This is a genomic window from Winogradskyella sp. ECml5-4 (assembly GCF_036903175.1).
GTDB classification, from domain to species: domain Bacteria; phylum Bacteroidota; class Bacteroidia; order Flavobacteriales; family Flavobacteriaceae; genus Winogradskyella; species Winogradskyella damuponensis.
On record NZ_JAYJLF010000009.1, the window covers coordinates 164,880 to 177,516 of the forward strand.

The 12,637-nt window shown below is 32.4% G+C and carries 13 protein-coding genes; 7 read left to right on the forward strand and 6 right to left on the reverse strand.

Annotation, left to right across the window (positions count from 1 at the left end; all coding sequences use genetic code 11):
• Positions 1-96: 96 nt before the first annotated feature.
• The 3 genes from VDP25_RS10980 to fabV all read left to right on the forward strand — a co-directional run bounded on the left by VDP25_RS10980 (position 97) and on the right by fabV (position 4,405).
• Positions 97-1,704: a S41 family peptidase gene (locus VDP25_RS10980; protein ID WP_334469684.1), complete on the forward strand. Its 1,608-nt coding sequence runs from the start codon at positions 97-99 to the stop codon at positions 1,702-1,704.
• Positions 1,705-1,803: 99 nt separating this feature from the next.
• Positions 1,804-3,204 carry a dihydrolipoyl dehydrogenase gene (gene lpdA, locus VDP25_RS10985; protein WP_334469686.1) on the forward strand — a complete coding sequence of 467 codons (1,401 nt, stop codon included), beginning with the start codon at positions 1,804-1,806 and terminating at the stop codon, positions 3,202-3,204.
• A gap of 10 nt (positions 3,205-3,214) precedes the next feature.
• On the forward strand, positions 3,215-4,405 hold the full coding sequence (fabV, locus tag VDP25_RS10990; protein WP_334469688.1) for an enoyl-ACP reductase FabV: 1,191 nt from the start codon (positions 3,215-3,217) through the stop codon (positions 4,403-4,405).
• Positions 4,406-4,467: 62 nt separating this feature from the next.
• Here fabV and VDP25_RS10995 read toward each other — a convergent pair whose 3' ends face one another.
• The 3 genes from VDP25_RS10995 to VDP25_RS11005 form a co-directional block, all read right to left on the reverse strand.
• A complete protein-coding gene (locus VDP25_RS10995) occupies positions 4,468-5,058 on the reverse strand; it encodes a hypothetical protein (protein WP_334469690.1) in 591 nt (196 codons plus the stop codon).
• Positions 5,059-5,392: 334 nt separating this feature from the next.
• On the reverse strand, positions 5,393-6,103 hold the full coding sequence (locus VDP25_RS11000) for a LytR/AlgR family response regulator transcription factor (RefSeq protein ID WP_334469692.1): 711 nt from the start codon (positions 6,101-6,103) through the stop codon (positions 5,393-5,395).
• A complete protein-coding gene (locus tag VDP25_RS11005) occupies positions 6,096-7,166 on the reverse strand; it encodes a sensor histidine kinase (protein ID WP_334469694.1) in 1,071 nt (356 codons plus the stop codon). The genes VDP25_RS11000 and VDP25_RS11005 overlap by 8 nt, the downstream gene beginning before the upstream one ends.
• Positions 7,167-7,356: 190 nt before the next feature.
• Between VDP25_RS11005 and VDP25_RS11010 the strand changes: the two genes are divergently transcribed.
• Positions 7,357-7,773: a MotA/TolQ/ExbB proton channel family protein gene (locus VDP25_RS11010; RefSeq protein ID WP_334469696.1), complete on the forward strand. Its 417-nt coding sequence runs from the start codon at positions 7,357-7,359 to the stop codon at positions 7,771-7,773.
• 128 nt (positions 7,774-7,901) lie between these two features.
• Here VDP25_RS11010 and VDP25_RS11015 read toward each other — a convergent pair whose 3' ends face one another.
• A complete protein-coding gene (locus VDP25_RS11015; RefSeq protein WP_334469698.1) occupies positions 7,902-8,081 on the reverse strand; it encodes a hypothetical protein in 180 nt (59 codons plus the stop codon).
• A gap of 211 nt (positions 8,082-8,292) precedes the next feature.
• On the opposite strand from VDP25_RS11015, the gene VDP25_RS11020 reads away from it, so the two are divergent.
• Genes VDP25_RS11020 through VDP25_RS11030 form a run of 3 tightly spaced genes read left to right on the forward strand, consistent with a single transcriptional unit; the run spans position 8,293 to position 9,900 of the window.
• Positions 8,293-8,886, forward strand: a complete 594-nt coding sequence (locus VDP25_RS11020; protein ID WP_215924848.1) for an RNA polymerase sigma factor — start codon at positions 8,293-8,295, stop codon at positions 8,884-8,886.
• Positions 8,870-9,043 carry a hypothetical protein gene (locus VDP25_RS11025; RefSeq protein WP_215924847.1) on the forward strand — a complete coding sequence of 58 codons (174 nt, stop codon included), beginning with the start codon at positions 8,870-8,872 and terminating at the stop codon, positions 9,041-9,043. Before VDP25_RS11020 ends, VDP25_RS11025 begins: the two co-directional genes overlap by 17 nt.
• 38 nt (positions 9,044-9,081) lie before the next feature.
• On the forward strand, positions 9,082-9,900 hold the full coding sequence (locus VDP25_RS11030) for a mechanosensitive ion channel family protein (protein ID WP_334469702.1): 819 nt from the start codon (positions 9,082-9,084) through the stop codon (positions 9,898-9,900).
• A 234-nt stretch (positions 9,901-10,134) separates the two neighbouring features.
• Here the strand turns inward: VDP25_RS11030 and VDP25_RS11035 are convergent, their stop codons facing one another.
• Both VDP25_RS11035 and VDP25_RS11040 read right to left on the reverse strand, forming a co-directional pair.
• A complete protein-coding gene (locus VDP25_RS11035) occupies positions 10,135-11,484 on the reverse strand; it encodes a DEAD/DEAH box helicase (RefSeq protein ID WP_334469704.1) in 1,350 nt (449 codons plus the stop codon).
• Positions 11,485-11,526: 42 nt separating this feature from the next.
• The gene (locus VDP25_RS11040) at positions 11,527-12,417 is read right to left on the reverse strand and encodes an aldose 1-epimerase family protein (protein WP_334469706.1); all 891 of its coding nucleotides are present in this window, start codon (positions 12,415-12,417) and stop codon (positions 11,527-11,529) included.
• Between the last annotated feature and the right edge of the window lie 220 nt (positions 12,418-12,637).

Here is a 12,637-nt window from a genome sequence, read left to right on the forward strand (position 1 = left end):
TAAAGCAACCATTCTTAATATTTTTACGTCTATAAATAATATAGCATATCATTATGTTAAAAATCCATATTTAGAACCCCTGAAAATAAAGTTAATATGAGTTATAAATTGTCGTTTACCTTATGTTTAATCCTATTGCTAACATCTTGCTCTAGTGTAGAAAAGTACAATCAACAGATTTCAAAATTACATTCGGTTGAAGATATACATGAAGATATCGATAAGGTATATGAGCAATTACAGCGAAATCATCCCCATTTATATCAGTTTAGCTCAAAAGCCGTTTTAGATTTTAAATTTGATAGTTTAAAGAAGGCTATTGACAAGCCTATGGATAGTCGTACATTTTATAAGCAATTGTCTGCCGTTACTAAATATGTTGGTCAAGGTCATTTGTCAATGTCTCCACCCAGTCAAAGGTTTGACAGAAAAGCACGAAAAGCATTAAGAGGATCAAAGTTTGATATCACTAATTTAGATTTTGAATATTTAGACAATAAACTTTTTGTTACCAATGCAAGAGGGAAGGACTCTGTTTTAATTAATGCAGAAGTTTTAAAAGTAGAAGATGAAAGCCCACAAGATTTAATTAAAAAATATAAACGCCTTATAGCCTCAGATGGTTATAATACCACTTTGCATCAGAGGGTTGTTGGCACTCGTTTTATGAGCTATTATGTAAATGACAAAGGCCGTTTTGATAGTATTAGTCTCACTTTTAGAAATTCAGATTCTACGTTTGTAAAACAATACAAGCGGATATTAAAAAAGAATCTAGCGCATTTGAAGCAAGATTCTTTAGCGAAAGATTCCGTTAAACTTAAGGACGTCAAAAAAATAAAACTTACAAAAGCAGAGCGAAAGGCTAAAAAGAAGGAGCGCAAGGCAGAGCGAAAACACAATGAAAAATATGGTTTTATTCCCGACAGAAACGAGTATACTAGAAATCTAAATTTTATAGGAAAAGACAGTGCTGTGGCGTTGTTAAAAATTAGGGGATTCTCTAGATATGATTACGAGGACTTTTATGATGAAAGTTTTAAGCTAATAGATTCTCTTAAAGCAGAAGCATTGGTTATAGATTTGCGAAATAATTTTGGTGGACGCTTAAAGGAAATTACCTATTTGTATTCGTATCTTACTGATGAAAATTTTAGAATGATTAATCCGAGTGAGGTAAATACACGCTTTCCTCTTTTGAAGAGCCTTATGGCTAATTCAAGTCCCACTTTAGTTAAAGCCATTGCAGGTATAGCGTCACCAGTGCTAATTACCATAGACCTTTTTAAAACTAAAAAAGAGGATAACAAATTATATTATAAGTTTAAGTCATCTAAAGAACAAGAGCCAAAACCTTTAAATTTTAAAGGCAAGGTTTATGTGTTAATTAACGGTAACTCATTTTCGGCATCGTCTATATTATCTACGCAATTACAAGGTAGTAAACGCGCTACTTTTGTTGGAGAAGAAACCGGAGGAGCTTATAATGGTACCGTTGCTGGATACTATAAAATGTACGAGATGCCTCATACCAAAGTACGTGCAAGAATTGGATTGGCATTTATTGATGCACCTTACAAAGTAACACCAGATGGTTATGGTGTAAAGCCAGATGTAGAGCTATTACCAAGTTATAAGGATCGCTTACAATCTATTGACCCAGAATTGGAATGGATTTTAGAAGATTTAGGACAAAAGAACTAAATAATTTTCTTCCTTAATATAGGGTTTTAAAATTCGTAAATCATTAATCAAAATTGTACTTTTGTAATCGTTTTTTTAATCAGACAAAAAAGTATTCTTATGAAATCATACGATGTAGCAATAATAGGTTCAGGACCTGGTGGATATGTAGCAGCAATTCGTTGCGCACAATTAGGGATGAAAACAGCTATTATTGAAAAGTATTCTACACTAGGAGGAACCTGTTTAAATGTTGGTTGTATTCCAAGTAAAGCCTTATTAAGTTCTTCGCATCACTACGAAGAAGCAACAAAACATTTTGAAGATCATGGTATTGAAATCCCTGGTGAGATCAAAGTGAATTTAGAAAAAATGATTGGTCGTAAACAAGCTGTTGTCGATCAAACTACAGGAGGTATTGATTTCTTAATGAAGAAAAACAATATTGATGTTTTTGAAGGTTTAGGGTCTTTTGTAGATGCTACTCATATTAAAATTGAAGGTAAAGACGCTCAAGAGATTGAAGCTAAAAAAATCATTATCGCCACAGGAAGTAAGCCAAGTAACTTACCGTTTATTACTTTAGATAAAGAGCGTATTATTACTTCTACAGAAGCTTTAAAACTTAAAGAAGTTCCTAAACACATGATTATTATTGGTGGTGGAGTTATTGGTTTAGAGCTTGGACAAGTGTACCGTCGTTTAGGTGCAGAAGTTACTGTTATAGAATTTATGGACAGAATCTTACCAACTATGGATGCTGGCTTATCTAAAGAACTAAATAAGGTCTTTAAGAAAGCCAAATGCAAAATGATGTTGTCTCATAAAGTACAGTCTGTAGAGCGTCATGGTGATGAGGTCATTGTTAAGGCAGAAAATAAGAAAGGTGAAGTTGTAGAATTTAAAGGAGATTACTGTTTAGTTTCTGTAGGTCGTCGTCCTTATACAGACGGCTTAAATCTTGACGCTGCAGGTGTAAAAATGACAGATAGAGGACAGGTTGAAGTTAACGAACACTTACAAACTAATGTGTCTAATATCTACGCTATAGGAGATGTTATAAAAGGAGCAATGTTAGCGCATAAAGCGGAAGAAGAAGGTGTTTTTGTAGCCGAAACTATAGCGGGACAAAAACCACATATCGATTATAACTTAATTCCAGGTGTGGTTTATACATGGCCAGAAGTAGCTGCTGTTGGTAAAACAGAAGAAGAATTAAAAGCAGACAAGGTAGAGTATAAAGTTGGTCAGTTTCCATTTAGAGCTTTAGGTCGTGCTAGAGCAAGTGGAGATATTGATGGTTTTGTAAAAATCTTAGCCGATAAGACCACTGATGAGGTTTTAGGAGTTCATATGATTGGTGCCCGTTGTGCCGATTTAATTGCAGAAGCTGTAACCGCTATGGAATTTAGAGCATCAGCCGAGGATATTTCACGTATGTCTCATGCCCACCCAACATTTGCAGAAGCTGTAAAAGAAGCTGCTTTAGCAGCCACAGACGATAGAGCTTTACACGTATAGAACATAAAATATGATAATAGAACCAAAAACTAGAGGGTTTATATGTTTAACATCACATCCAACAGGCTGTGAGAAAAACGTATTAAATCAGATAGATTATATAAAATCAAGACCAACAACTAACGGTCCTAAAAACGTTTTAGTTATAGGGGCTTCAACAGGATTTGGCTTGGCATCAAGAATAACAAGTGCTTACGGCTCTAATGCTTCAACTATTGGTGTGTTTTTTGAAAAACCACCAACAGAAGGGCGTCCGGCTTCGCCAGGATGGTACAATAGTGCCGCTTTTGAAACCCAAGCTCATAAAGATGGTTTGTACGCTAAGAGTATTAATGGTGATGCCTTTTCTAATGAAATTAAAGCACAAACTTTAAAATTGATTCAAGACGACTTAGGTAAGATTGATATGGTTATTTACAGTTTGGCTTCACCGGTAAGAACGCATCCCGATACTGGAGAACGTTTTAAATCGGTATTAAAGCCTATTGGTGATACGTTTACCAATAATACGGTTGATTTTCATACAGGAGTCGTAAAAGAAATATCAATAGCACCATGTTCTGGTGATGATATTGATAATACCATTGCTGTAATGGGCGGTGAAGATTGGAAAATGTGGATTGACCTACTAAAATCTGCTGATGTTTTATCGGAAGATTTTAAAACGGTTGCCTATTCTTATATTGGCCCTTCATTAACTGAAGCGGTTTATAGAAAAGGGACTATTGGTCGCGCTAAAGATCATTTAGAAGCCACTGCTTTTGAAATTACCGATTCACTAAAGGCTATTAATGGAAAAGGTTATGTTTCTGTAAACAAAGCTTTAGTAACACAAGCGAGTTCTGCAATTCCTGTAATTCCGTTGTACATTTCGTTGTTGTATAAAGTGATGAAAGAAGAGGGGATTCATGAAGGTTGTATTGAGCAAATAGAGCGTTTATTTAACGAGCGTTTATATGCTGAAGATTTACAATTGGATGAGCAAGGACGAATTCGTGTTGACGATTGGGAAATGCGTGATGATATCCAAGCTAAAGTGTTAGAACTTTGGAAAAAAGCTACAACTGAAACGTTACCAAACATTGGTGATTTAGAAGGTTATAAAACGGATTTCTTTAACTTGTTTGGCTTTAATGTTGAAGGAGTTGATTACGATAAAGATGTTAACGAAATGGTTGCTATTCCTGGATTACAGGAGTAACTAACGGTTTGTAAATAAATAATAGGATAAAGCGAAAATCTATTTAGGTTTTCGCTTTATTTTTATAGTTCCTTGATTAAATCTTCGATTCGCATTCGTTTGCTATAATCGTATTCATTGACATCCTTAACAAAGCAATACGCACTAATCTCACCAGATTTTACTTTTTCAGCTAATGTTTCTACTGTAAAAGGCCCATATTCTTTTGATTGTTCGATGTAATAAAATTCGTGATCGTAAATTATGGTGCTGACTTTCTTTTTGTATTTTTCTTTTAAAAAGGTGTTGATGTCTTCAATAGAATTTAACTCAACATCATATTTGGAAGTATTTATGTAAAGTGCAAATTCGTCTTTGTTTTGATTGTTAAGGACTAATATATCATCGTCCTTAAAATAGGCTTTAACGGTAATTAAGCCATCTTCAGTTTCAATAGAAAATATATTTTGGATGTTAATATTCCATGAGGTTTGAATCACATTGTCTTTTTGTGATATTTCAAGAATATTGTCTTCTTTAAACGTATAAATTGATTTCTTCTTAGAAATGCCATTCACCAAAACCCATCGCTGATTTATAAAATGCGAATCGTGATGACGTTCATAGCTAAAAGGTTTTAAATTTGGAATAGTTTTGTGTAGATAATCACTCATTTAGCAGGTTTTCAAAAGAATAGCATTTGCTATACAACGTTAAGATTTGGGTGTTTATTTTCTTAAACCTGAGTTTGATATAATATTTGTTTCAGTTTGAATGAATTTTTATTCAATTCGCAGATATATTTTTGAAGGACTAACTTGTTAATTTAAAAAAATCATATCAAGAATTGGGGAAAATTCATCAAATCCTGCGGAAAACCTAAAAAAATGCAATCTATTCGTATAAAATTATTGAAATATCTCGATATTACTTTAAATTTTATACTTCAAATCTCACCTTTTTTTAGGGTTCTGGAAATTAACTCTTATATCGAACTCAGGTTTAAAGTTAAAAATTTTCTAGACGTTTCAAAACTTCTTTCTTATAACTTCGACTAATGGAAAGCGCTTTTCGATTAACTGTAATATGTTCGTTAGTAAACGATTGAATTTTGGCAATACAGACGATATAAGACCTATGAATTCTTAAAAATTGCGTCTTAGGTAATTTTGCTTCAATAGACGTAATGGTTTCTCTAGTGGTTATGGTTTCATCTTGAAGATGGATTTTTATATAATCGCTATAGCTTTCAACATATATAATGGCATTAAAATCTACTTTTAGCATGCGTCTGTCTGAGCGTACAAATATAAAGTCGTTAGATTCTGTGGCGGTTAAAGTCGTATCAATAGTAGTGGAGGCGACTTCAAAATAACGATTTACAGCTTGCAGTAAACGTTCAAAAGCAATAGGTTTTAATAGGTAATCTACGGCTTGTAAATCAAAGCCTTCTACAGCATAATCTCTGTAGGCTGTGGTAAAAATAATCTTGATGTCTTTGTTTATGGCTTTGGCAAATGATATTCCTGAAATCTCAGGCATATTAATGTCTAAAAAGATTAAGTCTACTTTGTTATTGCTAATAAAATTAAAGGCTTCAATGGCATTTTTGCATTGTGCTATAACTTCAATAGTTTCAATTTGTGCCACGTGAGATGCAATAATTTCTCTAGCGATAGCTTCATCGTCAACTATAATGCATGTAATAGATTTAGGCATCTGTTAATTTAGATTTTAGATTTAACGATAGTAAAACTTCAAAATCATTGGTGCTGTTATTAATTTCTAGTTGATGTTGGTTGGGATACAAAAAATCTAACCGTTTTTTTATGTTTTCTAAACCAATACCTTCTTTAATACTTAAATCTTTAGCAGAACTATTTTTAATTTTGAATGTAATGTTTTCAGCATTTGCCTTTATATAAATAGAAATGTCTAAACTGCCGTTTCTAATTTTTCCGTGTTTAAAACTGTTTTCAACAAACGGAATTAATAACATTGGTGCCATCTCAATATTCTCTAAACTTATGTTTTTGGAGAATTCTACATTTAAAGTATCGCTAAAACGCATTTGCTCTAAGCTGATATAGTCTTCAATGTGATTTATTTCATCCTTTAAATTTACAAAAGGTTTGTCGGCTTGATACAGTAGGTAATCTAATAAGTTAGACAGTTTTAATATCATTTTTGGAGTTTCATCTGCTTTCTTTAAAGCAAAACCGTACATGGTATTTAGTGTGTTAAATAAAAAGTGTGGATGAATCTGCATTTTTAAATACTTCAGCTCTTGTTCTTTTAATTTAAGTTGTGTTTCAAGAATTTTGGTTTCGAGGGTTTTAGTCTTTTGGGATGCTTTTATGTTTAACTTCATAAGTTTAAAAGCACTCACAATAAAGGTAACAAGATAGATGCCTGTCATTACAAATAGGATGTTTCTTGTTAGTGGATTCATGTCATTATATTCGAAATTAGAAATATAAATCAAACTAAAAAAGATAGAAACCATCACCAAATAGGCCGAAATAATCAGTGTATAACTACTGTAAAGAACAAATAGGAAATAGCGCTTTGTTACAAGGTAATCTGGGATTAATTTATAAATAGATACATATGTTGTGGCTATAGTAATTGGCATTAAAAACAATGAGAATACAAGCGTATCGTTAAAATTATTACTGCCCACACCAAAAAAATAGGTGTAGAATAGGAGTACAGCACACCAAAAAAGCGCATGGAGTAGTCCTTGTCCTATTTTTTTTAATATGAATTCTTTTTTAAGCATTTACAATATTCTTAATACAATAATACTGCATTTTTGTAGTGTATAAGGAGTTTATAGACGAATGACGGATTTAGTGATGGATTTAGCAATAGGTTTAATCGCAAGTTAAAACGGTTATTCGTCGCAATTATAATTATTGAGTGTGTATATCATTTAAGTTTGGCCTATGTTTAATTTAAAATCATCAATCATGAACGAACAGTTAGTTTTAAATCACTTGATAGTATCAAATCCATTTGTAGATCGGTTTAATGAAGGCGGACCGTTTTTTATGTCCTTAATTTTAATCTGTCTTTTATTATCTGTGTTTTTTTTGGTAAAAGGTTTTATCGCCTTAAAAAAGACTAGAGAACAATCTGAAAAAATGCTGAAACTAACTGTAGATTCTAGTTTATTAGGTTTAGTATTAGGATTTTTAGGTTCTGTTATTGGCTTAATAACAGCTTTTGATTCTGTTGAGGCTATGGGAGATCCTGATCCAGCAATTTTTGCAGGTGGACTAAAAGTGTCACTATTAACAGCAACCTTTGGTTTGTTTTCATTTGTTATTGCTAGAATAGGTATTTTACTATTGCGATGGAGTTTAAAAGACGAAGGGAAGGACTAGTGTTCCATTACTAATTTTTTGTAAAAAGCGAACTTAATAAAGTTCGCTTTTTTTATTTGTAATGTTTTTATTCTTTAATTTTGTAAAATGGATTTAAGGAAGAATTAAGGCTAAGAATACCAGCACTTTTATTCTTTAATTTCGTTAATAATGCTTGCTTGCGCCAAGCGGTTTTTAGTGTATGCTGCTTTAGTTAGGAGTTGAAGTGAAAAAATAGATACGAGCATCAGGATGCTTTCATTTTTAGGTAAATCAATAACCTGAAATTGAGCGTAAAGTTGACAAGATATATGTAAATCGTAGGGCATAGCTGTTTGAGCATTTGGATTTAGGCTTATTGTGTCTTTACTATTTTTAATAGGGGAAATTCAAATATCAGCAAAAGTATTACAGCATCATTTAAATGGTATTAAAGATCATTTAAAAAAATAAGAATTTTATTTAGAATAAATGTGACCTCTTAATTAAAGGAGTGTCTTAATACCAGTAACCAACTAATTAATAGACTAAAAAAGTACCTTGACTAAAGACGCTATTCATAACCTAACCGATGAAGCGCTCGTAGAAGCAATCGTAAAAACTAACGACACTATGTTGTTCGAGGTGCTGTACGATAGATATGCGAATATGGTCTATAATAAGTGTTATGGATTTGCTAATGGAGTTGATGAAGCTAAGGATTTAACACAAGATGTTTTTTTAAGAGTCTTTGTAAAATTAGCGAGTTTTAAAGGTAAGTCTAAATTTTCAACATGGTTGTATGCATTTACCTATAACCATTGTGTGAATTATGTAACAAGGAATACAGCGAAAAAATTTGAAAAAAAATCTGTAAGTTCGGAACTTGTAGATATTGAGAATATTGGTGAAGATGTAAGTTCTACTGTTGAGTTTGAAAACATGAGAGTAGAGCAATTGAAAGAGGTTATGGAGCTGATTTCACCAGAAGAAAAAATGATTTTATTATTAAAATACCAAGATAATTTATCAATAAAAGAATTAGCTGACGCTTTAGAAATAGGAGAAAGTGCAGTGAAAATGCGATTAAAAAGAGCAAAGGAAAAACTAGTACGTAAGTACGCAAATTATACGAAAGATGGAAAATCCATTTAAGAACATCGATAAGCCTTTACAGGAAGTTCCGCAAGAACTGAAAAGCAAAGTTATGCATGATATTGCTCTTGCCAAGCTTCTTATGGAAATAGCTGAGTTGTTTTCGTATAATATTGCTCATATCATTGAGAGTGTAACAAATAATAGAGAAAAATAGTAGATAAATCCTAGCGTAATATTATTAGTATGGAAAAAATGACAGAATTTAAAGATATTGCAACGCAGTCCTTAACCACGATGTGGTTAGAGATAACTAAAATATTTCCGAATATTATAGGTGCGCTTATTGTTTTAATTATTGGATGGATTGTAACTAAATTAATTGTTAAGCTAATAAAGAAAGTTTTAAAATTAGCGAAAATCAATAAATTAGATGATAAACTTAATGAAATTGAAATTTTAGAAGGTAAAAAACTCAATTTTGATACTGTAAAGATTGTTTCAAGTTTTGTGAAATGGTTAATGTATATCGTGCTGCTAATTACAGCATCTGATATCATGGGCTTAGAGATTATATCTAATCAAGTTAGCGCTTTACTAGCTTACTTACCTCAATTGTTTGCTGCATTAGTGATATTTATATTAGGGCTTTTGTTTGCGAATTTTGTAAAGAACGGATTAAAGTCTCTTTTTGAGTCAATGGACTTGTCTGGTGGTAAAATGATCAGTAATGTTGTTTTCTTTTTACTGCTTACTTTTATTTCTATAACAGCTTTAAACCAAGCCGGAATTGACACCTATATAATTACCAATAATATAAACATGATTATTGCAGCTTTCCTAATAGCCTTTGCTATTGCTGTAGGTTTAGGTGCAAGAGATGTCGTAGGTAAATTATTAAATACGTTTTATGCGCGAAAAACATTTGAAGTTGGACAAAAAATAATTTTTAACGAAAAAGTATACACTATAGATGCCGTGCAAAGCATCTCTGTAATCTTAAAGAATTCTGAAGGAAGACTTATTGTTCCTATTAAGGATTTAATAGAAAATCAAGTACAAATGCAGGATTAACTGTGAGGTTAGGGTCATAGATTTATGTTTCCATAAATACAATCCTGCATGTACTTGACATATTCAAACCCTTTTCATTAATTTGATTAGGGTTTTTTTATGGTAAAAATTAAGATAGATTATTGTTTTGGTTGTATCTTAAAGTTGGTTAACAGCGAATAAATATACGAGATTAATTGTTAGTGTTGTTTTACCACTTGTGCTTTATACTAAGTGGCAAGGTGATAGTGTGTACTATTTCTTATTTCTACGGTTGTAATTTTTATCTCCTCGTGTTTTAGGTTTTTTATACTTTGCTGCAATCTTAAACTTATAAGAGCCTCCTAAATTTTCTTTAGAGTTCTTTTCAGACTTTTCATGAAAAGCAGGTCCTGGCGCATCTTCATCACGTCGTTTTATTGGATTGTTTCGTTCTCTAATCTGTGGACGTTCTTCTTCTATTAATTCGGTTGAAATAGCTACATGCTCAGGAATTGATAATGTTTCAATTTTCATTTGCATTAATTCCTCAATGCGCTTTAAGCTTTCTTGTTCTTTTTCTGTAGACAATAAGATGGTGTGTCCTTGTTGTTCTGCACGACCAGTTCTACCAATTCTGTGCATATAATTTTCAGGATAGTCTGGTGTGTCAAAATTAATAACATGCGATACACCTTCAATATCTAAACCTCTAGCCATTACATCTGTAGCAACTAGTAATCTGTTTTCACCCTCTCTAAATTGCTCAATACTACGCAATCTGTAGTTTTGAGTTTTGTTAGAGTGAATAACACAAGATTGACCTGGAAATAATTCTTCAAGTTTATCAAAAAGGCGGTCAGCCATTTTCTTATAAGCCACAAAAATTAAGACTCTTGAAAAGGTTTCTTTATCGTGAAGTAAATGTTCTAATAAATTTACTTTGGTGTAAAAATTAGGAACATCGTAGCGTTCTTGTTTTATGTTTTCTAAAGGTGTACCAGAAACAGCTATTGATATTTTTGCAGGACTCGTAAAGAAATCCGTAATTAAATCGTCTACATCTTTTGTCATCGTTGCAGAGAACATAATGTTTTGACGACGTTGTGGTAGGATATCAAAAATATTCATTAACTGATGTCTAAAGCCTAAATCTAGCATTACATCTACTTCGTCAATCACTAATTTCTGAATGGATTTTAACTGTAAAACTCTACTCACAGCTAAATCATACAAACGACCAGGTGTAGCTACAATGATATCTTGCCCTTGAGCAACAGCTTGTTTTTGTGTATTTATGTTGGTGCCACCATAAACACCTAACACACGATTATTAATGTATTTAGAGAATTTTTCAATTTCACTAACAACTTGTACAACCAATTCTCTTGTTGGTACCAATACTAAGACTCTTGGGTTATCTTGTTTTGAGAACTTAAGATTACGTAGAATAGGGAGCATATAGGCCAGTGTTTTTCCTGTACCAGTCTGTGCAATACCCACCACATCTTTACCAGAAGCCACCACACTAAATGATTCTTCTTGGATTGGAGTAGGAGTTGTAAATCCTAAATCGTCTAAGGCGTTATATAAAGGTGTGTTTAAATTAAGATCTTTAAAAGTCACGTTGCAAAGTTTTGCTGCAAAGCTACTATTTTATTACTCAACTTACACTAAATGGCTTTGTTCTATTTCAATACTGTAAGAAGCGTTAAAAACAGAACCTGCTTTGAGGCTTAAAATTCCTTCTTTAGTTTCTATGTTTTGGTCCGTAGTTTCATTGTCGGCAATACCTAACCAAGGCTCAATGCATACATAAGGTGCATTTGGTTTTGCCCAAATGCCTAGTTGTTTAAAATCTTTAAAGTTTACAGTTAATACTTTTCCTCTGGTTTTATGGGTTAAGTTTACTCTTCGTGACTTTAAATCTTTGAAGATTAAAGCATCTTTATTAAATAAATCTGGACGTAAATGTATTTTGTTTCCCTCTTTAAATACAGGTATTGACTCTGTAGTTAATAATCCGTTATTGGTGTTTAATATATACGATTGGCTGTTTTCTGCTTGTTCAAATTCTAGATAATAATCTGTGTAATTATCATCTTTAGAAAGCGGACAATTAAACGCAGGATGGCCACCTAAAGAAAAGAAAAGTGTTTTTGCGTCTGAGTTTGTAATCGTATGGTTAATTGTTAAGGTGTTACCAGCAAGTGTATAAGTGATTTCGAATTCAAATAAAAAAGGATAATGTTTATACAGTTCGTCATTAGATACTAATAAAAACGAGATACTTGTATTTGTTTGGTTTTTGACAACAAAATTATCGTTATGCCTTACAAAACCATGTTTGGGCATGTGGTATGTTTTGTTGTTGTAGATATAGCTGTTCTCTTTCATACAGCCAATAATAGGGAACAAATTTGGCGCATGGCTTCCCCAAATGCCAGGATTAGCCTGCCAGATAAATTCAGTATTGTTTTCTACAGAAGTGATGTTGCATAATTCTGCACCTTTAGATTTTATATTGATTTGTAAGAGGTCGTTACTTAAACTATACATGGCGTTTTAATTTTTTTGAAATATACAATTCTAATCATTTATCCTGCAAGGTTTTTATATTACCTATGTTAGGTAAAGTATTTAAGAGGAATTAAAATTTAACTTTGAAAACACCCCTAAAGTCCCCTCAAGGGGACAGTCTCACTGTTGCGTTTTAAGAAATATGAAATATGTTTTTAAGAATTGTCTCCTTGAGGGAACTTTAGGGGGTAAATTCTGA